At 65.5% G+C, this 20,976-nt stretch carries 18 protein-coding genes; 4 read left to right on the top strand and 14 right to left on the bottom strand.

Features of this window, described 5'->3' with window-relative positions; all coding sequences use genetic code 11:
• Window positions 1-64 precede the first annotated feature (64 nt).
• The 7 genes from P6U29_RS15670 to P6U29_RS15640 all read right to left on the bottom strand — a co-directional run bounded on the left by P6U29_RS15670 (window position 65) and on the right by P6U29_RS15640 (window position 9,254).
• Entirely contained in the window at window positions 65-718 is a 654-nt protein-coding gene (locus P6U29_RS15670; protein WP_407119340.1) for a response regulator, read from the bottom strand.
• A complete protein-coding gene (locus tag P6U29_RS15665) occupies window positions 715-4,257 on the bottom strand; it encodes a NahK/ErcS family hybrid sensor histidine kinase/response regulator (RefSeq protein ID WP_407118404.1) in 3,543 nt (1,180 codons plus the stop codon). The genes P6U29_RS15670 and P6U29_RS15665 overlap by 4 nt, the downstream gene beginning before the upstream one ends.
• A 149-nt stretch (window positions 4,258-4,406) precedes the next feature.
• The gene (gene mctP / locus P6U29_RS15660) at window positions 4,407-5,897 is read right to left on the bottom strand and encodes a monocarboxylate uptake permease MctP (RefSeq protein ID WP_407118403.1); all 1,491 of its coding nucleotides are present in this window, start codon (window positions 5,895-5,897) and stop codon (window positions 4,407-4,409) included.
• On the bottom strand, window positions 5,887-6,063 hold the full coding sequence (locus tag P6U29_RS15655) for a DUF3311 domain-containing protein (RefSeq protein WP_407118402.1): 177 nt from the start codon (window positions 6,061-6,063) through the stop codon (window positions 5,887-5,889). The genes mctP and P6U29_RS15655 overlap by 11 nt, the downstream gene beginning before the upstream one ends.
• Window positions 6,064-6,461: 398 nt before the next feature.
• A complete protein-coding gene (locus P6U29_RS15650; protein WP_407118401.1) occupies window positions 6,462-7,331 on the bottom strand; it encodes an MlaD family protein in 870 nt (289 codons plus the stop codon).
• A 16-nt stretch (window positions 7,332-7,347) separates the two neighbouring features.
• Window positions 7,348-8,118, bottom strand: a complete 771-nt coding sequence (locus tag P6U29_RS15645) for an ABC transporter ATP-binding protein (protein ID WP_407118400.1) — start codon at window positions 8,116-8,118, stop codon at window positions 7,348-7,350.
• A gap of 2 nt (window positions 8,119-8,120) precedes the next feature.
• Window positions 8,121-9,254 carry an MlaE family ABC transporter permease gene (locus P6U29_RS15640; RefSeq protein ID WP_407118399.1) on the bottom strand — a complete coding sequence of 378 codons (1,134 nt, stop codon included), beginning with the start codon at window positions 9,252-9,254 and terminating at the stop codon, window positions 8,121-8,123.
• A gap of 134 nt (window positions 9,255-9,388) precedes the next feature.
• Between P6U29_RS15640 and dgcA the strand changes: the two genes are divergently transcribed.
• Window positions 9,389-10,384 carry an N-acetyl-D-Glu racemase DgcA gene (dgcA, locus tag P6U29_RS15635; protein ID WP_407118398.1) on the top strand — a complete coding sequence of 332 codons (996 nt, stop codon included), beginning with the start codon at window positions 9,389-9,391 and terminating at the stop codon, window positions 10,382-10,384.
• Here the strand turns inward: dgcA and P6U29_RS15630 are convergent.
• On the bottom strand, window positions 10,354-11,550 hold the full coding sequence (locus P6U29_RS15630; protein WP_407118397.1) for an MFS transporter: 1,197 nt from the start codon (window positions 11,548-11,550) through the stop codon (window positions 10,354-10,356). The two genes, dgcA and P6U29_RS15630, sit on opposite strands and share 31 nt — an antisense overlap.
• A gap of 75 nt (window positions 11,551-11,625) precedes the next feature.
• On the opposite strand from P6U29_RS15630, the gene P6U29_RS15625 reads away from it, so the two are divergent.
• The gene (locus P6U29_RS15625) at window positions 11,626-13,017 is read left to right on the top strand and encodes a hypothetical protein (RefSeq protein WP_407118396.1); all 1,392 of its coding nucleotides are present in this window, start codon (window positions 11,626-11,628) and stop codon (window positions 13,015-13,017) included.
• Between the two features lie 275 nt (window positions 13,018-13,292).
• Here the strand turns inward: P6U29_RS15625 and P6U29_RS15620 are convergent, their stop codons facing one another.
• Both P6U29_RS15620 and P6U29_RS15615 read right to left on the bottom strand, forming a co-directional pair.
• Window positions 13,293-13,652, bottom strand: coding sequence for a hypothetical protein (locus P6U29_RS15620; RefSeq protein ID WP_407118395.1), 360 nt, complete (start codon window positions 13,650-13,652; stop codon window positions 13,293-13,295).
• Between the two features lie 138 nt (window positions 13,653-13,790).
• A complete protein-coding gene (locus P6U29_RS15615) occupies window positions 13,791-14,177 on the bottom strand; it encodes an RbsD/FucU family protein (protein ID WP_407119339.1) in 387 nt (128 codons plus the stop codon).
• A gap of 220 nt (window positions 14,178-14,397) precedes the next feature.
• Between P6U29_RS15615 and P6U29_RS15610 the strand changes: the two genes are divergently transcribed.
• Entirely contained in the window at window positions 14,398-16,197 is a 1,800-nt protein-coding gene (locus P6U29_RS15610) for a caspase family protein (RefSeq protein WP_407118394.1), read from the top strand.
• 156 nt (window positions 16,198-16,353) lie between these two features.
• Here the strand turns inward: P6U29_RS15610 and P6U29_RS15605 are convergent, their stop codons facing one another.
• The 4 genes from P6U29_RS15605 to thiD form a co-directional block, all read right to left on the bottom strand.
• Window positions 16,354-17,337, bottom strand: a complete 984-nt coding sequence (locus P6U29_RS15605; protein WP_407118393.1) for a threonine/serine dehydratase — start codon at window positions 17,335-17,337, stop codon at window positions 16,354-16,356.
• Between the two features lie 64 nt (window positions 17,338-17,401).
• Complete coding sequence (locus tag P6U29_RS15600; protein WP_407118392.1) at window positions 17,402-18,460, bottom strand: glycosyltransferase family 4 protein; 1,059 nt, start codon at window positions 18,458-18,460, stop codon at window positions 17,402-17,404.
• A 15-nt stretch (window positions 18,461-18,475) separates the two neighbouring features.
• Window positions 18,476-19,288 (bottom strand): UDP-2,3-diacylglucosamine diphosphatase, encoded by an 813-nt coding sequence (locus P6U29_RS15595; RefSeq protein WP_407118391.1) that lies wholly within the window; start codon window positions 19,286-19,288, stop codon window positions 18,476-18,478.
• 363 nt (window positions 19,289-19,651) lie between these two features.
• Window positions 19,652-20,449, bottom strand: coding sequence for a bifunctional hydroxymethylpyrimidine kinase/phosphomethylpyrimidine kinase (gene thiD, locus P6U29_RS15590; protein ID WP_407118390.1), 798 nt, complete (start codon window positions 20,447-20,449; stop codon window positions 19,652-19,654).
• A gap of 131 nt (window positions 20,450-20,580) precedes the next feature.
• Between thiD and P6U29_RS15585 the strand changes: the two genes are divergently transcribed.
• The gene (locus P6U29_RS15585; protein WP_018642903.1) at window positions 20,581-20,826 is read left to right on the top strand and encodes an Lrp/AsnC family transcriptional regulator; all 246 of its coding nucleotides are present in this window, start codon (window positions 20,581-20,583) and stop codon (window positions 20,824-20,826) included.
• The last annotated feature ends 150 nt before the right edge of the window (window positions 20,827-20,976 follow it).

The following is a 20,976-nucleotide window of genomic DNA, read 5'->3' as shown; positions in this document are numbered from 1 at the left end:
ATTCCAAGGCAACAGAATGAAGACGGAGGCCTCACGGCCTCCGTCTTGTTGTGCGGGAGGAATCTCAGGTGCCGTTGGGCTGACCGAATGACAGCCGCTCGGCTACGACGGCGGCCTGGGTGCGCGAGCCGACGCCGAGCTTGCGCAGGATCGTCGAGACGTGGCCCTTCACGGTCTGCTCGGCGATGTCGAGTTCGCCCGCGATCTGCTTGTTGAGCTTGCCTTCGACGATCATTGCGAGAATGCGCAGCTGCTGCGCCGACAGCGAAGCCATTCGCGCGGCGAGCTCGACGTCGGCGCTCTGGATCGAGCCGCGCCCGCCGACATTGGGCGGCATCCAGATTTCACCGGCGAGTATTTTCGTGATCGCATCCGCCATCTTGGGCAGGCCCAGCGATTTCGGGATGTAGCCGGCCGCGCCGTAGGCAATCGCACGGCGGATCGTGGCGGCGTCCTGCCGTGCCGAGATGATCGCCACCGGCACGCTCGGGAACTGTGCCGACAGGATGAACAGCGCGGCAAACCCTTGAATACCCGGCATGGTCAGATCCCAGAGGATCAGGTCGATCTCGTCGGACTGGGCGGTCAGGATACCGATCGCCTCGTCCAGCGACTGGCAGGCGATGATGTCGAGATCCGGCAGCACGCTCGACAGGGCGCTCTGCAACGCCGCCTGCACCAGCGGATGATCGTCGCCGATCAGGATGCGCATCGTCAGGAAGTCTCCAGTTTCGTCCCGAACTGCCGGCTCAGGGCTTCGCTGCCGAGGAAGCGCCGCAGAGCGGCCGGCTTGATCGGTTTCGTCAGGATCTCGCAGCCGCGCGCCCTTGCCTCCTTGCGCACGGCCTCGCTGCGATCGGCTGTGACGACCAGCGCGCGGACGTCGCGCCCCGACTTCTGCCTGAGATCGTCGAGAAAGTCCAAGCCGCGACCACCGTCGAGGTGGTAATCGAGCAGCACGAGGTGCGGCGGATGGGCCGCGGCCGCCGTCATCGCTCCTTCGGCGTCCGTGGCGACAAGCACATGGTGCCCCCATCCACCGAGCAATGCCGTCAAGCCGTCGAGAATGGCCGCCTCATTGTCGAGGCACAGGATCGTCAGCGTGCGCTCCGCGACCGCGGGCGGCGCATTTGCCACCTTGCGCTGAAGCGGCGTTCCCGCTCCGCGCGCCAGCGGCACCGTGACGGCAAAGCACGAGCCGTGTCCGGGTCGCGATCGGACGTCGATGGGATGGCCGAGGAGCCGCGAGATACGATCCACGATCGCAAGGCCGAGGCCCAGGCCCTTCTCCGATCCGGGGGCCAGACGCTGGAACTCCTCGAAGATCCGCGTCCGATCCTCCATCGCGATCCCGACGCCGGTGTCCCAGACCTCGATGCGCAGATCGCCGCCGCGTCGCCGGCAGCCGAGCAAGATGCGTCCCTTGGGCGTGTAGCGGAGCGCGTTCGACAACAGGTTCTGCAAGATGCGACGCAGGAGATGCGGATCGCTGCGCACGGCGAGACGACAATCGACGACGTTGAGGACGAGCCCGCGTTCGTGCGCCATCGCCGAGAACTCGACGTTCAGCTGCAGGAGCAGATCCGCGATCGGAAAATCAAACGCCTCGGCGCGAACGGCGCCGGCATCATAGGAGGAGATGTCGAGCAGCCTGTCCAGCACGTGCTCGGTCGAGCGCAGCGCCGTGATCGCGCTGCTCGCCAGGTTGCGCTCCTTGTCGACATCGCCGGATCGCGATGCGGCATGCAGGCTTTCGTCGAGCGCGGACAGGAACAGCCGGGCCGCATTCAGCGGTTGCAGCAGATCGTGGCTAGCCGCCGCCAGGAAGCGGGTCTTGCCGAGATTTGCCTGCTCGGCTTCCGCCTTCGCCAGCTCGAGCGCCTCGGTCCGCTCCCGGACACGCAGCTCGAGCCCCTCGTTGGCCCGGCGCAGGGCTTCCGCGGCGCGGTGACGCTCGGTGACTTCGGTGTAGGTCGATACATATCCGCCCTCTGCGACGCGATCATAGACGATCTCGAGCACCGTGCCGTCCGGCCGCTTGCGCTCGTACAGATAGGGCCAGCTCTGCGTGGCGACGTCGCGATTAACCAGGAGCGCGGCGAATTCGGACGCGGCATATTCGCCGCGCTCGACGTTGAAGCCAATGAGGTCCGCCAGCGGAAGACCGACGCGCACGAAATCCGGAGGCAGGTCCAGGAGCGCGATGAAACGGCCGTTCCAGGCCGTGATGTTGAAATCGGCATCGAAGGCGCAAATGCCCTGCGGCACGCTTTCGAGCGTGCTCTGCAAAAGGTTGCGGTTGAAGCGCAGCGCCTCCGAGGCTTCGTCGAGCATCGCCATCGCCGCCCGCCGCGACAGCGAGTGCCCTTCCAGAGATGCGGCGATCACCACGCGCGCCGATGCCGCACCGATGGCACCGGCAAGCAGATTCTCCGTGAAGCGGATCGAGTCGAGATCGACGAGCCCCGACGGATCGAGACGCGGCCCGGTGCCGGCGCTACGCGCCGCGAGATAGTTGTCGAAGGCCGCCGCGCCGCGCTGCGCGCCTACAAAGCGCAACGCCAGTGCGCGGAGATCGTCGAGCCGGACCACCACGCGGGAGGACAGCGTCGGGATCTTTTCGCGGACGACGCCATCGGCGAATGCGGCCGCCTGGTTGCGCTCGACGGTCGACTGCCGCCCCAGTGCCGAGATCATCAGGAAGCAGACGAGATTGGCGCCGAGGCTCCAGAGCGTCGCGTGCGAGATCGGATCGATCCCTTCGAGACCCAGCAACGCGTTCGGCTTCAGCCAGGCGAGCTTCCACGGCCCCTGGCGGACGATCTCCTCGATCGTAGGCCAGAGCGGCGCGGCCGAGGGAAGCAGCAGCGTATAGGCCCAGATGGAAAAGCCGGCCGCGATTCCGATCGAGGCACCGGCCTTGTTGGCCCGCGGCCAGAACAGCCCTCCGACGAACGCTGGACCGAACTGCGCGACCGCGACGAACGACAGGAGTCCGATCAGGGTGAGCGGATAGGACTGATTGACCAGGCGGTGCATCAGATAGGCGAGCAGCAGAATGCCAAGAATCGAGAGCCGGCGCACCGCCACCAGCACCGAGGTCATCGGCCGGCTCTGCGCACGCAGGCCGAAGACGCGCGAGCGCAACAGCAGCGGCATGATAACGTCGTTGCAGAGCATGGTGCTGAGCGCGACCGACGTCATGATCACCATGCCGGTGGCGGCCGAGAGCCCGCCCAGGAACGCCATCAGGCTGATGGTGCCCGCATCCGCCGCGATTGGCAGCGAGATGACGTAAGTGTCGGGGTCCATCATCGCGCCGAACCTCGCAAGCCCTGCCGCGGCGATCGGCAGGATCAGCAGGCTGAACAGCGCAAGGTAACTCGGGTAGAGCCATGCCGCTGTGCGCGTGTGCGCCGGCGCCTCGTTCTCGACGACGGCGACATGGAAGGCCTGCGGCAGACACAGGAAAGCGATACCTGAGATGACGATCGTCGCAGGCCACACCGGCTGCGTCGGATCGAAACTGAGGATCTCCGCCAGTTGCGGCTCCGATTGAAACTGCGACAGCAGGGCGGCAGGACCGCCAGACAGGCCGAACAGCACGAATAGCGCGACGATCAGGAATGCGAGCAGCTTGACGACGCTCTCGAACGCGATCGCGAGCATCAGGCCCCGATGATGCTCGCTGGCATGGACATGCCGGACGCCGAACACGATGGCGAACAGCGCCATCGACGCGGCGACGCCGAAGGCCGAGTCCTGCCAGAACCGCAGTGCTTCGCCTCCGGCGCGCTCGGGCTGTAGGATCAAATAGTCAAAGCTCTTGCCGACAGCCTTGAGCTGGAGCGCGATATAGGGAAGCACGCCGAGCAGCGATGCCAGCGTCACCAAGGCCGCCAGCGCCTGGCTCTTGCCGTAGCGTGCGGCGATGAAGTCCGAAATCGAGGTGACGTTCTGCGCCTTCGCGATCGCGATCACCTTCGACAGGAGCCGTTGGCCGAACAGCAGCACCAGGGTCGGGCCGATATAGATCGTGGCAAAGTCGAGCCCGCTGGTGGCGGCCCGTCCGACCGATCCGTAGAAGCTCCAGGAGGTGTTATAGACCGCAAGCGTCAGGCAATAGCTGATCGCGGCCACCCAGGAGTTTGGCGACACCAGCGGTCCACCGGCGCTCCGCCGATCGCCCCACCAGGCCACCAGGAACAACGTGGTCACATAGCCCGCAGCGATCGCAAGAACGAACCACGCCTGCAAGACATCCTCACCCGAGATCGTCTGATCCGCCGGCGATGAGCGGGGCCGGATCGCGGGCGGATACTATAGCGTTTTCAATCGCATGGAAGGCTATTTCGCTCCGAAGAAGCGGCGGCCGGAGGATCGTCGGCCGCCGCTTGAGGGTCACTTCAGGCCGACTCGCGGGACAGCCGCTCCTGTGGCAAGCGCTTGACCGCCAGGTTGACCACGACGGCAACCGCGATGTTGAGCCCGAGCGCCAACAGTCCGGTGTAGATCGCGACCTTGCCGGCACCGAAGTCGATGCCGTGCAGCGGCTTCAGCCCGTCCGACCAGGCGAGCCACGACCCGCCTGCAAGGCCGACGGCCCAGCCGGCCAGGAGCGCCGTGCTCGAGAACCAGTTCAGATAGAGGCCGAACACCAGCGCCGGCAGCGTCTGAAGGATCCAAAGCCCTCCGAGCAGTTGCAGGTCGAGCGCGAACTGCGTCGGCATCAAGAGAATGGCGAGCAGCGCGCCGACCTTCACCAGCATGGAGGTGATCTTGGCCACCTTCGCCTCACCCGCCGGCGTCACCTTCGGATCGACCCATACCTTCCAGAAGTTGCGGGTGAACAGGTTGGCGGCGCCTATGCTCATCACGGCCGCCGGCACCAGCGCGCCGATCGCGATCGCGGCGAAGGCAAAGCCCGCGAACCAGCTCGGGAACAGGGTCTTGAACAGCTCAGGCACGACGTCGTTGTTGCTCGCGAGCTTCAACCCGGCCGCATGGCCCATGTAGCCCAGCAGCGCGAGGAGACCGAGCAGCAGCGTGTAGGCCGGAAGCAGCATCGCATTCTTGCGGATGGTGTTCCCGCCTGAGGACGCGAAGATGCCGGTCAGCGTGTGCGGGTACATGAAGGCCGCGAGCGCCGAGCCCAGCGCCAGTGACGCATAGGGCACGATCTGCGCCGACGACAGCAGGATACCGCCCGAACCCTTTGCGGCAAAAGCCGCATCCGCCGCGGTGAAGATCGCGCCATAGCCGCCGAGCTTGGAGGGCACGATCGCGATCGCAGCGATCACCACGATGTAGATCATGATGTCCTTGACGAAGGCGATCAGCGCCGGCGCGCGCAGCCCGGACGAGTAGGTGTAGAGCGCGAGCACCAGGAAAGCGAGAACGAGCGGCACCTCGCCGTGAAGCCCGAGCGCCTTGATCGCGACCTCCATGCCGATGAGCTGGAGCGCGATATAAGGCATTGTCGCAAGCACGCCCGTCGCCGCAACAGCGAGCTCGAGGCCGCGCGAGCCGTAGGCACCGCGCACCACGTCGCCCGCGGTGACATAGCCGCGCTCCTTGGCGACCCTCCAGAGCACCGGCATCACAGCGAAGACGAAGGGATAGACGATGATGGTGTAGGGCAGCGCGAAGAAGCCGTAGGCGCCGACCGCATAGACCAGCGCGGGAACCGCGATCACGGTGTAAGCGGTGTAGAAATCGCCGCCGACCAGGAACCAAGTGATCCAGGTCCCGAACTTGCGGCCGCCCAGGCCCCACTCGTCGAGATGAGCGAGCGTCTCCGGCTTGCGCCAGCGCGAAGCGACGAAGCCCATGCCGGTGACTAGAATGAAGAGTGCGATGAATACGGCGAACGCCGCGCTATCGACATCAGTCAGCACGGCGCACGCTCCTGTAGACGATGTAGGTGAGCAGCGAGGTCAGCGGCACCCAGGCGAGCTGATACCAATAGAAGAACGGGAAGCCGAATAGATAGGGCTCCCGGACATTGTAGAACGGCACGATCATCAGGCCGATGAACGGCAACAACAGCAACAGGCGTACCACGCGCTCTCCTCCCCTGTGAGTGAAGTCGACGCGCCTTTTCGTGGACGCGCCTTGAGCGCGATATAGCTGACAACGAGGGGCGGCCCCTCCCCTACCTTGGCTCGGCCCGACCCCCATACTTTCGTACTGGCGCAGCGGCCCCACAAACACCGCCGTTGCTAGGAGCTCGCGACAAGGTTGCACAGCAATTCTGCGCGGATGCGCTCCGCTCTCGTCTCGTGCCCCGGACGCAGCGCAGCGCGACCAGCGGTGCGCTGCAGAGCCGGGGCCCATCTCGCGATGTGTACCGTGCTGGCTTCTGGATCCCGGCTCTGCGCAGCAGCGTTGTACGCTGCAGCGCGTCCGGGACACGAGACCCACGATGACGAACGTGCAGGGTGCGCGAACGCGTCCGCTTACTACCGCCTGCGTTCCGCCGCCGCCGGCTTCGGCGGCTCGGGCGCCGGGGCTGCTTGCGATGAGTTGCTGGCGCCGAACAGCACGCGGGTCGGGTTGCGGTCGAAATTGTTCACGGCGCGGCTGATGTCGCCGAGCGTGCGGCGGCCGTCGCTCATCAGCGCGCCGGAGCGCTTGTCGAAATCCTCGGCGAGCTCGCGGATCGACTTCACCGCCTGGAACAGCTCGCCGCCGTCCTTGCCGCCCGCCAGCGTGTTGAGGCCGAGCATGAGATTGTCGGCCTTGAGCATGACTCCGTCGACCTTGGCCATCACGCCATCGATCTTCTCGGAGTTGCGGGCGAGCGAATTGGTGAAGGTCTCCAGATTCTTCAGCGAGTTCTTCACCGTCTCCTGATTGTCGGCGACGATCTTGTTGATGTTCTGCAGCGTGGCGCGGATCGCCTCGGTGACGTCCTGGAGCTTGTTGGGGTCCGCGGTCAGCGTCGGGATGCCGTCCTGGTCGAGCGGCGGCGGGGCCGCAGCCTCGTCGCCGCCCTTGAGCGAGATTGCGGCGACGCCCGTGAGGCCCTGGAATTCGAGGCCGACCAGGGTGTCCTTGCGGATCGGAGCGTTGTTCTCGATCATGGCGAGTGCGACAACCCGCCGCGGGTTGTCCAGCTTCACCGAGACCACCTCGCCCACCCGGATACCGTTGAAGTTGACGCTGCCGCCGTTGCGCAGGCCCGCAGCAGGCCCCTCGAACACGACGCGCAAGGGGCTGCGCTGCTTGGTAGTGTGCAGCGACTGAAACCACAGCACGAAGCCGATCGCCGCGGCGATCACCGCCAGCGTGAACGAGCCGATCAATACGTAATTCGCCCGCGTTTCCATCAGGTGCTCCGGCTACTCAGCTCATGACCGCGCGGGCGCGCTTGCCATGGAAATACTGCCTCAGCCAGGGATGCTGCGAGGCCTGCATGTCGGCGATCGACCCTGCCGCAATGATCTTACCGTTCCCTAAAACGGCGATGCGGTCACACGCGGTGTAAAGGCTGTCGAGGTCGTGGGTTACCATGAAAACGGTCAGCCCCAAAGTGCGCTGGAGGGTCCGGACCAGCTCGTCGAAATCGCCGGCGCCGATCGGGTCGAGGCCCGAGGTCGGCTCGTCCAGGAAGACGAGGTCGGGATCGAGCGACAGCGCGCGGGCGAGCGCCACGCGCTTGATCATGCCGCCGGAGAGTTCTGACGGAAAACGCTCGGCGACTTCGGGCTTGAGTCCGACCATGGTGAGCTTGGCCATGGTGATCTCATCCATCAGCCGCTGCGAGACGCGCAAATATTCGCGCATCGGAAACTGGATGTTCTGCCGCACCGTGAGTGAGGAGAACAGCGCGCCCTGCTGGAACAAGACGCCCCAGCGCCGCTCGACATTGCGCCGCTGCGACGTGCTCGAGGAATCCAGATCGACGCCGAACACTTCAATGCTGCCCGCGACCTTCGGCACCAGGCCGATGATGGTGCGCGTCAGCACCGACTTGCCCGCGCCGGAGGGACCGACGAAGCCCAAAATCTCGCCGCGCTTGACGTCGAGGTTGAGGCCATCGAGCACGCGTGTTGCGCCGAACTGCACGGTGATGTCGCGGACGCGGATGATAGGGTCTTGAATCTCGCCAGCCATCATCACATCCCGATCGAGGCGAAGAAGATGGCGAACACGCCGTCCATGACGATGACGAAGAAGATGCCCTTCACCACCGATGCCGTGGTGTGCTGCCCCAGCGACTCCGCACTGCCCTGCACGGCGAGCCCTTCGACGCAGGCGACGATACCGATCACGGCGGCCATCACCGGCGCCTTGACAATGCCGACGATGAAATGATCGATCGAGATGGCGTCGCGCAGGCGTAGCAAGAAGGCCTCCGGCTGGACGCCGCCATAGAGCCAGGCAACCAGACCGCCGCCATAGAGCGCGGCCATCGCGCCGAGGAAAGCAAGGATCGGCAGCGCCAGCACGAGCGCCATCATGCGCGGCAGCACCAGGACCTCGATTGGGTCGAACCCCATGGTACGCAGCGCGTCGATCTCCTCGCGCATCTTCATCGAGCCGAGCTCGGCGGTGTAAGCGCTGCCGGAGCGGCCCGCGACCATGATCGCGACCAGGAGCACGCCGATCTCGCGCAGCACCAGGACGCCCAGCATGTCGACGACGAAGATGTCGGCGCCGAACCTGCGGAAATGGAAGATGCCTTGCTGTGCGATGATGCAGCCGATCAGGAAGGTGATCAGCACGATGATCGGCACCGCGCGCCAGCAGACCTGCTCCATGTGGTGCACGGTCGAGGTCAGGCGGAACGAGCGCGGATGGATCAGGACTCGGAAGCCCGCCGCGAGCACCGCGCCGAGCATGTCGACGAGCCCTGCCACCGTACCGGCAAGGCCGGCCACCGCCCGGCCGATCTGCTCCAGCATGCCGGTGATGGTGATGGGGCTGCGGTCGATCACGGGGGTCGCCCGCACCCGCCGCACCTCGTCGACCAGGCTCGAATAATTGGCGGAGAGCCCCGCGATCTGTGGCTCGACCGCGCCTTTTGTCAGGCTGCGGCGCAGCCGCTCGATCAGCCAGGCGCCGAACGTGTCGAGCTTGGCGACCTCGGACACGTCGATGAAGATGCTTTGCGGACTGCCGGCGAGCTTCTCGGCCTCGGCCACCATTCGCTCCAGGACCGGCGCAAAGCTCGCGGTCCAGGTTCCGGTGGCGCAGAGTGCCAGCGCGTTGCCCTTCGCAATCCGCTCCAGCTTCGGATCGCTACTCAAGATGTCCGCTCCCGTGCCGGGGCGGAGAAAATCAGATAGTTGCGCACGCGCCCTTACCCAGAGAAGGTATCCCCAAGTGGTTAATGTTAGTTGCTAGAGGTAACTAGCAGGTTCAGATTTCGCTAGAGTTCAAAATGACTTCCAGCAAACTTGTGGCTCTGGCGGCGCGAATCGAGCGCTTCCCGATCGCCGGCAGCTTTACCATCAGCCGGGGGGCCAAGACCGAGGCCGTGACAGTCGTGGCGGAGGTCAGCCGGGACGGCCTGACCGGCCGCGGCGAGTGCGTGCCCTATCCCCGCTACGGCGAGACACCCGAGGCAACCCTGGCCGCCATCCAGGCCATGCGGGAGGCTGTGGCGGGCGGGATGACGCGGCAGGCCCTCCAGGCCGCCATGCCGCCTGGTGCGGCCCGCAATGCCCTGGATTGCGCCCTGATCGACCTCGAGGCCAAGGCGGCCGGCCGGCGCGCCTGGAACCTGCTGGACCGCCCGGTGCCGGGGAAGCGCACCACGGCCTACACGATCTCGTTAGGTGCCCCCGAGGCCATGGCCGCGGCGACCGCCAAAGCGGCGCAGCGGCCGCTGCTCAAGATCAAGCTCGGCGGCGACGGCGATCCCCAGCGCATCGCCGCCGTGCGCAACGCCGCCCCCGAATCCGAGCTGATCGTCGATGCCAATGAGGCCTGGACCGAAGCCAATCTGGAGCACAACCTCGCCGACTGCGCCGCGGCCGGCGTCACCCTGGTGGAGCAGCCGCTGCCATCAGGCAAGGACGATGCGCTGGCGCGGATCAAGCGGCCGCTCGCGGTCTGTGCCGACGAGAGCGTGCATGACCGCTCATCGCTTGCGCCGCTTCGCGAACGCTACGATGCCGTGAACATCAAGCTCGACAAGACCGGCGGCCTCACCGAGGCGCTCGCCATGGCCGATGCCGCCCAAGTGCTCGGCTTCGAGATCATGATCGGCTGCATGGTCGCGACCTCTCTGTCGATGGCCCCCGCCATGCTGGTGACGCCGCAGGCGCGCTTCGTCGACCTCGACGGCCCCTTGCTGCTGGCGCGCGACCGCGATCACGGCCTGCGCTATGACGGCAGCCTGGTCTATCCGCCGGACGCCTCGCTCTGGGGATGAGCCGAGAATCGGTGCCGCGCCGACCAGATCACCACCGCTCCAGCCGCGGCCATCGCCGCCATGACGTAGTACAGGCCATCACCGATGTGGGCGTAGATCGCGCCTGACGCGATCGAGGTCGCTGCGCCCAAGAGCCCGTTGCAGGCGGCATAGTAGCCCTGCCCCCGCGCGATCTGATGCGAGGGTACGCGCTGCACCAGCAGATTCATGGTGCCGACGATGGTCATGCCGAAGGTGAGGCCGTGGCCGAGCTGCACGATCGCGAGCAGCGCGAGCGGCGGCTCGTTGGCGGTGACGCTCCAGCGCAGCACGGCGGCTAGGCCCCCGATCGCCATCATCGTGGATGGATGCAGCGAGAAGCGCGGCGACCGCGCAAACACGACGATCTCGGCGATCACGCCCAGCGTCCACAGGCCCGCAATGGTCAGCCCACTGATGCCATGGAGCTGCCAGTTGATGGCCGAGAAGGTGTAATAGGCGACATGGCTGCCCTGGATCAGCGCGGCCGAGGCGATGATGGCCCAGAAGCCGGCATCGCGCAGCAGCGCCGTGTCGGCACGCGCTTCGGCACTCCTACGCCTGATGTCGTCGAGAGGCTGAAGCAACAGGCTGGCGAGGATCGCAACGACCGCCCAGGCCACGATGACCCAGATCAGATCGCGCGCCGCGATGACGTCGACGAGATAGCCGCAGGCGAGCGAGCCCGCGGCGAAGGCCGCCGAGCCCCACAGCCTCAAGGGCCCGTAGTCGAGCCCGTAACGGGCAACACCGCGCAGCGCATAGGCATCGGTCAGCGGCATCGTCGGCGTCCACATCACGCAGGTCAGCGCATAGATCAGGAACAGCACCAGCGGCTGCTGTTGTAGTCCAACCGCTGTGAAGCCGATCGCGGTCGCCAGCACCGACACCATCATGGCGGCGCGAATGGCCTGTCGCTTTTCGGCAAATGCCGTGACCTGCGGCAGCGTGGTGAAGCGCGTGATCGCCGGCAGCGCGTTGATGAGACCGATCCAGGCCGCGTCCACGCCGATCGCTTTCAGCCAGACAGGAAAGAACGGCAGATGCGTGCCCGAAACCGCGAAGACCGCCGAATAGAACAGCGCGAGGCTCACGGCGAATCGCCGCTTCTTCGCTGCCGCGATGGGGATTTGTGATTCGGGCTGCATCAAACCAATTGCGATTCGGTCGATATCGTGGTGATCGTTACAGTAACGCGCACTGATTTGCGCGACGAGATTGCCATGGCCAACGAAGCATTCGCCCTCTCGCCCATGTCTGCCCGCGCGGCCGAGCCGAACGAGCAGGATTACGACGCGATCCGCGAAGCCTTCATGGAGACCGCGCGCGGCCGCTGGTTCCTCGGCGAATATGCCAAGCGCAACCGCAATGCCGACACCCGCATGGTGCTCGATGCGGTCGCGAAAATTGAAGAAACCCTTGCGGCACAGCGGCAACCCGTTCTCGAGGACCGCCTGCCCGAGGCGCTGATCGAGATCCGCCGCGCCATTCGCGAGGCCGAGACGATCGCAATCGCGGCGTTCGATCCCGCCGCAATCGAGGCGACCCTCGCGCCGATCCCGCGCGGGGTGCGCATCATCAAGGAGATCTCCTGGCGTTGGCGCGAGATCGGCGCTGACGGCCGAATCTGCGACCTCATTGATTCGCAGCTCGCCTCGATCGAGGCCGCCTGCGGACAGATTTCGACCCTCGACCCCCGCGTCGAGCTCAAGGCCGCGTTCGATCTGCTGAGGGAGCGGATCGAGCAGACCGAGGGCGGCGCATCGTCGCAGGCAGAGCGTCCCTCGCCGGCTCCGGTGCAGGAAACACCGCCGCCCGTCGCGGATGCCGCCCCCGCCGAGATGGCGAGGGAAGCTCCCGTGGCTGTCACGGAGACGCCGCAGGACATCGCCGCCACTCGCGAGCCCGAAGCCGCCATTGAGGACGCCGGCGCCGCCGAAGCATTCGCGATGGCTGAGCAGGCGATGGATGCGGCCACGCCGGAGATCGCTGCCGAGAGCGAGGTCGCGCCCGACAAAGCCGCGCTCGAGAACGCCGCGCATGAAGACATTGCTTTTGAAGAGCCGGTCGCCGAGCCCGCCGCCCTCGCGGAGGTGACCGACGAGTTTGCACTCGACGCCGCCGCGGAAGCCGAGGACGAAGCTATCCTCGAGGCGATCGCGCTGGAGATGGCCGCACCCGATCCTGAGTTCGACGAGATCATCGAGCCGGTCGAGATGGCCGCCGCAACATCGGAACCGATGCCCACGGATGTCGCAGCGCCCATTGCCGCCGAGCTTCCGGAGCCGACGGCACCTCAGCCGGTCGTCGCAGCCATCGCGGAGCCCGCCGCCGACGCACCGATCGCGATTGACTCGCTCGCGCGCCTCACCGACGCCATCGCGGAAGCCGCCGCCGAAGTGATGGAGCGGCAGGCCCCGGCCATGGCGGCGACGGCAACCTTCGCCGCAGCGCCGACGGCGACGCTGCCGATGCCCTCGCCTGTCCCCGAGCCCTCGCTCGGCGCCACCATCCTCGCCAGCGGCATCCTGCAGAAGCCGCGCGCGCCGGCCAACGATCCGCTCGCACCGATCCGCCGCATGACTCAGGCCGAGAAGATCGCGTTCTTCTCGTAAAGGCGGAACGCGTATTTCACTTTCGTGTCCCGGACAAGCGAAGCGCAGATCCGGGACCCAGAGCCACAACCTCAGTCGCAAACTGGGCCCCGGCTCAGCAGCGCACCGTCGAAGAGACGCTGCGCTGTCCGGGGCACGAGGCGAGCCTTGAGGCGCACACCCTCGCCACATCGTCGTTGCGAGCGCAGTGAAGCAATCCAGGCTGCCGCCGCGGAAAGATTCTGGATTTGCCTCGCTCCGCTCGCCATGACGGATCGAGTGCCGCACCTAGCCGCTCACCCGCAATTCCACACCGCCCCGATCGGCGTCCGCGTCCAGCACGGCCCAAAGCTGCCGCCGTTGTATCGGCCGCCATTGAAGCCGGGGCGGCCGAAATAGTGCCACTCGCCATCCCAGCGGTAATACTGAGGAACCGGGTCGATGTACCAATGGCGGCGGTCATTGCGCGCAAGGCGCCGCATCGCGTCCTTCTGCTTGTAGAGCGGAATGCTGTTGCTCAGCGGCTGGCGGTAGCCCGGCAGGAAACCGTAGCCCTTCCACACCGGCTTCGGACGCTTTTGCACGGGCTCCGCGGGCGCGACAGCCGGCAGCAGCGACAGGATGATGGCAACGAAGAGACACATTAGGCGGGACATGGATCAACCATAGACACTCGCCTGCTGGAAGGCCATTCAAATTCGAGTGCAGGCTGATCGTCGCCATGCGCAGGATCATCGCACACGATGGTCGCATCCGCTTTACATCAAGCGGTGCGTCGATCGAACGCAACTCCGCTAGCTGATCACACCCTTCCTGATCAGGAAGCAGCCATAGCCCCTGCTGTCGCCGACCTGCACCACGCCAAACCCGGCCGCTACCGCGCGATAAAAATCCGGACGCGAGAGCTTGCCGGGCCTGACGGCGCTGCCGCTGGCGCGTTCGATCTCGGCCAGCACCGCGCGCTGCACGTCGGGCACGCGGTCGGGATCGTCGACCGGCATCATCACCCGCACCGGATCGGGATCGAAATCGTCGAGCGGATAGACCGACATGATGGCGCGGATGGCGACCTCCATGCTCATGCCCGGCAGCTGGATCAGGCGCTGCGATGAGGTGCTCTGCGCGATGCGGGTGGCGGGGTGATTGGCATCGACGAACACCAGGTCGTCGCTATGGCCCATCGCGGCGAGCAGCCAGAGCAAATCGGGCGTCAGGATCGGATCGATCGATTCAGCATGTGACGGACTTCCTCCCAATCAAGCATTCACCATAGGAGGTTCCGAACGTGATTCAGATCACGCAGGCCACCATGGTGATAGGGATCACGGACCGCAAGCTCGAACGCGGCCAAGCTTCCTCGCAACCAATCTCGCATCGAGATGAGTGCCAGAGGAGCACGCCATGTTCCGCCTAAAGCCTTTCCTGATGACTGCGGGTCTCCTGGGAAGCCTGTTCGGCTTCGCCTGCGGGCCCGTTTCCGCGCAAGTCGCCCCGGCCCAGCCGGCTCCCACCGCCCTGCAAGGCCCGGAGCAGCGGGTGGCGCTGGTGATCGGCAATGCGCATTACCAGAACGCGCCGCAACTTGCGAACCCCGACGATGATGCGCAATCGATGGCGCAGTTCCTGAACTCGGCCGGCTTCGAAGTGGTCGCCGCGACCGATCTGACCCAGAACGACATGATCCGCGTGGTCCAGGACTTTTCCGCCAGGATCGCCTCGCGCGGTCCGAACACGGTGGCGATGGTCTATTACGCCGGGCACGGCGTGCAGCTCGCCGGTGAGAACTATCTCGTTCCGGTCGACGCGAAGGTCTCCAACCCGACCGAGCTCGTCAACAATTCGGTGCGCCTCGTCGACGTGATGTCGACGCTGGAGACGATCCCGAGCCGCATGCGCATCGTCATCCTCGATGCCTGCCGCAACAACCCCTTCCCTCAAGTCAACGATGCCGGCCGCGGCCTTGCCATCGTCGATGCGCCGAACGGCTCGATCGTCGGTTACTCGACCGCACCGGGCGCCGAGGCGCTCGACGGCACCAATGGTCACAGTCCCTATACCCAGGCCTTCCTGAACATCGCGCGTGAGCCCAACGTGCCGATCGAACAGCTGTTCAAGCGCGTGCGCCTGCAGGTCAACCAGACCACCAGCGGCGCGCAGATTCCGTGGGAGAGCTCGTCACTGACGAGCGACTTCACCTTCTTCGGTGACACGGCGGTTGCGGCCAACCGTGCGCCGGTGAATGCACCTGTCGTGCAGATGGCCTCCAACCTGCCGAGCCGCTCGACGCGCCAGGCCTATGACTACGTCGTGTCCGAAGGCCGTCCGGAATATTATCAGGAGTTCATCCAGATGTATCCGCACGACCCGCTGTGCGACCACATCCGCTGGCTGCTCAAGAACCTCCTGATCTCGCAGGCCTGGCACAAGGCGGTGCTCGCCAACTCTCCGCTTGGCTACAAGAACTTCTATGACAGCTACGGCAACAGCCCCTATGCGCAAGTCGCGCTGAAGCTCGAGGCCCAGCCGAAGCAGATCCCTCTGATGCAGGCGACCAAGTTCCTGGCGCCGCAGAACATTGCCCCGACCCTCAAGATCGGCAATCTCGGCCAGCCCAAATACATGCCGCTGCAGCAGGGCAATGGCGCGCAGGTGAACGGCAATCTGCCGGTCGTGCAGAAGCCGGTCGACGGCAACATCATCGGCAAGCTCGGCAATGGCGGCCAGATCGTCAATCTGCCCGCGGGCGGCAACAAGCCGAACGGTACGCCGTCGCAGGCCCCAGGCAAGATCGTCACCCTGCCCGCGCCCACCAACACGACCAACAGCAATGGCGGCATCGGCAAGATCGTGACCTTGCCTGCAACCAACACCACGCCGAATGGCGGTAACGCCAAGCCGGGCAAGATCGTGAGCACGCCGGTGAATATCGGCAAGGGCGGCGCGAAGATCGACGTGAAGCCGGTCAATGTTCAGACGCAGAACCAGCCGATCCGCGTCAACAACGGCAACACCGGCATCGTGAAGCTCAACAACAACCCGGTGAGCAAGGTGCAGGTCCAGAACAACGTGCAGACCAATCGTCCGCAGCTCAACACGATGCCGAACCGCATGGTCAACAGCAACAACAACTTCAGGCAGTCGATGAACCAGGCGCCGAGCATGAACGGTGGCGGCAACCGTCGCGGCGGCTTCATGCACTGATTGCGGAAAACGCAGACGACAAGGGCCAGAGCGGCGACGCTCTGGCCCCTTTTCATGTCGGGAGATAGAAATCAGGTCTGATCGGGCTGGGCTAGCTGCCCACCTCTCCCGTATGGAGAGGTGGACCGGGTTCCCTCGCTCGCATCGTACCTTGGATCAGGCCACCAGCTCGGCAAACAAGTCCGCGTCAACATTGCCGCCTGACAGCACGATGACGACGTTCTTCCCTGCGACTTCCAGGCGTCCCGCAAGCAATGCGGCAAGGCCCACCGCGCCGCCGGGCTCGACCACGAGCTTCAGCTCGCGATAGGCGAACGCAACGGCCGCGCCGACTTCCTTGTCCGAAGCCGTGACGCCGCGCGCGAGCAGCTTGCTGTTGATCGCGAAGGTCATCTCGCCCGGCATCAGGGCCATCAGCGCATCGCAGATGGTGCGCCCCGCCGGCGGATGCGGCTCGCGATGGCCAGCGGTCAGCGAAATGCCGTGATCGTCGAATGCCTCGGGCTCGGCCACCACGATCTCGGCCTGCGGATAGCGCGCCTTCACCGCGGTTGCGACGCCCGCGATCAGGCCGCCGCCGGAGGCCGGCGCCACCACGATGTCGGGGGCGAGGCCGAGCGTTGCCATGTCTTCCGCGATCTCGCGGCCGGCGGTGCCCTGCCCTGCGATCACGAAGGGATCGTCATAGGGCTTTACAAGTGTCGCGCCACGTTTCTCGGCGATGCCGCGCGAGATCGCCTCGCGGTCGTCCTTGTCGCGATCGTACAGCACCACCTCGGCGCCGTACGACTTGGTGCGTTCGCGCTTCGACAACGGCGCATCCGCAGGCATCACGATGGTCGCCTGCATGTCGAGGATCTTTGCTGCCGCGGCCACACCCTGGGCGTGATTGCCGGAGGAGAACGCGACGACGCCACCGGCACGCTTGTCCTGCGGGATCGAGAACACCTTGTTGAACGCGCCACGGAATTTGAAGGAGCCGGTGCGCTGGAGCATTTCCGGCTTCAGGAACACTTTCGCACCGACGCGCTCGTTGAGCACGGGGAAGGACAACAGCGGGGTGCGGATGGCATAAGGCGCGATCACACGCGCCGCGGCATCGATGTCGGCAGGGCCGACCGGAAGGAGCTGTTCGGTCATGGCGGAATGTTATCGCGGCCGATGAGGCCCGGGCAAGACACCTCCGCGAGAGGAAATTTACCCCTTAGGCGACGAAGCGCCGCTGTTCCGCGCCGGTCCGTCCGGGCAGCACCGCCCCGACCGCCTGGATGCTGTCGATGAAGACCCGCGCCGAGGCTTCCCAGGTGTAATTGGCGGCAAACGCAACGCAGTCCTGCCGGGAGATGTCGAGTGCGGCGAAGCAGGCATTGCGCAGATCGTGATCGAGCGCGCCGACCGGCGCGTCGCCGATCACGTCGCGCGGCCCCTTCACGGGGAAGGCCGCGACCGGCAGGCCGCTGGCGAGCGCTTCCAAGAGGACCAGGCCGAAGGTATCGGTCTTGCTGGGGAACACGAACACGTCGGCGGCCGCATAGATATCGGCCAGCTCCTCGCCGTGCTTCTCGCCGAGGAAGATCGCATCGGGATAGGCCTCTTCCAACGAGGCGCGCGCCGGGCCGTCGCCGACGACCACCTTGGTGCCGGGCAGGTCGAGGTCGAGGAACGCCTCGAGATTCTTCTCCACCGCAACGCGGCCGACCGACAGGAACACCGGTGCCGGCAGGCAGAGATCAATGACGCGGGGATGGAACAATCGTGTGTCCACGCCGCGCGGCCACAGCACGACATTGTCGAAACCGCGCTCGCCGAGCTCCCGGGCCAGCGCCGGCGTTGCCGCCATCACGGCGCGGCTGGGGCTGTGGAAACGGCGCAGCGCCCGCCAGATCAGCGAGCCAGGGACCGGCACGCGGGCCCGGACATATTCGGGGAAGCGGGTGTGGAAGCTGGTCGTGAACGGCAGCTTGCGCTGGCGGCAATAGCGACGGACCATCAAGCCAATCGGCCCCTCGGTCGCAATATGGATGCTGTCCGGCCGCGCCTCTTCGATCAGCCTCGCGATCCGCGTCGGACGCGGCATGGCGAGGCGCACGTCGCGATAGCTCGGCATCGCGAAGGTGCGGAACGATTGCGGCGTCAGGAACGAGAATTCGACGCCAACACCTTCAATGCGAAGCCCCTTGGCGGCGTCAGCAAGCTTGGTCAGCGTCCGAACCACACCGTTGACTTGCGGGTGCCAGGCGTCGGTCGCGACCAGGATGCGCACATCAAGCGGTCCTTATCATGCAGCTCTTGCCGCGACCTGCGGGACGGTTGCCGGCCTTTGCAAACGATCCGCCCAGGTGATGATCTCGAAATGGCCGTCATCATGCTCGACGAGGGCCGTGCAGCTCTCGACCCAGTCGCCGCAATTCATGTAGCGGATGCCGGCCTCGTCGCGGATGACGGCGTAGTGGATGTGGCCGCAGATCACGCCGTCGGCCTCGTGGCGCCGCGCCTCGGCCGCAAGCGCCTGCTCGAACGCGCCGATATAGTTGACGGCGTTCTTGACCTTCTGCTTGGCCCATTGCGACAGCGACCAATAGGGCACGCCGAACAGGCGGCGGAAGAAGTTGACGAGGCGATTCATCTGGATCGCGAAGTCGTAGGCCTTGTCGCCCAGATGGGCGAGCCAGCGCGCGTTCTGCACCACGAGATCGAAGATGTCGCCGTGGATGACGAGATAGCGCTTGCCGTCCACGCCGGTGTGAACCGTGTTTTCGACCACGTCGATGCCGCCGAAATGCGTGCCGTAATAGTTGCGCAGGAACTCGTCGTGATTGCCGGGAATGTAGATGACCTTGGCGCCCTTGCGGGCCTTGCGCAACAGCTTCTGGACGAGATCGTTGTGCGATTGCGGCCAGTGCCAGCTCGATTTCAGCGCCCAGCCGTCGACAATGTCGCCGACGAGATAGATGGTGTCAGCATCATGGTAGCGCAGGAAGTCGAGCAGAAGGTCGGGTTGCGAACCGCGGGCTCCGAGATGGACGTCGGAGATGAACAACGTGCGAAAGCGCCGCTCCGGGCTCTCGTCACTCACATCGTAACTTCCCATGCGCCAGCCTGTAACAATGTCCCGTGACAGGGGGATGACCGATTGAACCTTGAGGCCCCTCAGATACGAATCAAACTTCGCCTCGTCCTCTCCGCGAATATCAGCCGCATGCGACAATCAGGCGACATCGCGCCGCAGGCAGGGGGGTGTCCGCAGCAATCCTACCCTTCCCTGGAGGGCGAGCGGGGTGGGGTGATCTCTCTCCTCTCGGGTACTGTTGGTTGTGGAGAGACCGTCACCCCACCCCGTCTCACATTTCGCTGCGCTCAATGTGAGCCGACCCTACCCTCCAGGGGCGGGTGAACTAGCCCCGCACGAGCAGCGCTGAACCGATGAACGGGCGCGCTTCCGGGGGCCCTCGCGTCAGTAGATCTTGTGGAAGTGATGGACCGGCCCGTGGCCGTGCCCGACGCTGAAGCGGTCGGCGGCGCCGATGGCAGCGCTGATCCAGGCCTTGGCGTTGCGCACAGAGTTTTCCAGGCCCTCGCCCTTGGCTAGCCCCGCGGCGATAGCCGAGGACAACGAGCAGCCCGTGCCATGGGTGTTCTTGGTGGCAACGCGCGGCGCGGCGAGTGCGATCGTGGTGTCGGCACCGACCAGATAATCGATGCTCTCCGCGCCCTCCCCATGCCCGCCCTTAACCAGGACGGCGCGGCAGCCGAGCGACAGCAGGCGCCGGCCCTGGCTTTCGATCTCGGCCTCGCTTGCCGCCATGGGCTCGTCGAGCAGGGCCGCGGCCTCCGGCAGGTTCGGCGTGATCACGGTGGCCAGCGGTATCAGCTTGGTGCGCAGGGCGTCGACGGCCTCGGAGGCGAGCAGGCGGTCGCCGGAGGTCGCCACCATGACAGGATCGAGCACGACGTGCCTGGACGCCCAGCGCGACAGCGCGGCCGCGATCGCATCGATGCTGGCGGCCTGGGCCACCATGCCGATCTTCACCGCGCCGATTTCGAGATCGGAGAACACCGCGTCGATCTGCGCGGCGACGAACTCGGCCGGCACCGCGTGAATGCCGGTAACGCCGCGCGTGTTCTGCGCCGTCAGCGCCGTGATCACGGAAGCTCCGTAGACGCCGAGCGCGGCAAAGGTCTTCAGGTCCGCCTGGATGCCGGCGCCGCCGCTCGAATCGGAGCCGGCGATGGTGAGTGCGACCGGGGTCATCCGACGATTTTCCGCATTTTCGAAGACATGACCCGTTCCTAGCGCGCCCTCCCTTGCGCCGCAAGTTCGCTTGCTAAATACGGCTGGTTTTGGCCTATTAGCCGCCAGATACGCTTTCGGAGTGCCCTGAGATGGTTCCTTTCTTCGTTCAGATCAAATGCAAGCTCGGCCAGTCCTATACGGTGGCCAATGCGCTTGCGGAAGCTGAGATCGCCTCCGAGATCTACTCCACGGCCGGCCAATACGATCTCCTGGTGAAGTTCTACGTCGACAAGGACACCGACATCGGCCATTTCGTGAATGAGAAGGTGCAGGTGCTGCCGGGCATCCAGGATACCCTCACCATCATCACCTTCAAGGCGTTCGGCACGGGCTAGACCTGCAACACTAAAGTTCTGTTGGTTGTACCGATGCAAGCCGAAGAGGTCACCTCTCCCGAAGGGAGAGGTCGGAGCGCATCGAAGATGCGATCCGGGTGAGGGCTCCAGGTCTCAGTGGGTGCTACAGCCCCTCACCCGGATTGCTCA

The organism is Bradyrhizobium sp. LMG 9283 (assembly GCF_045571415.1).
GTDB lineage: Bacteria > Pseudomonadota > Alphaproteobacteria > Rhizobiales > Xanthobacteraceae > Bradyrhizobium.
This window is presented reverse-complemented; position numbering and strand designations above follow the sequence as displayed.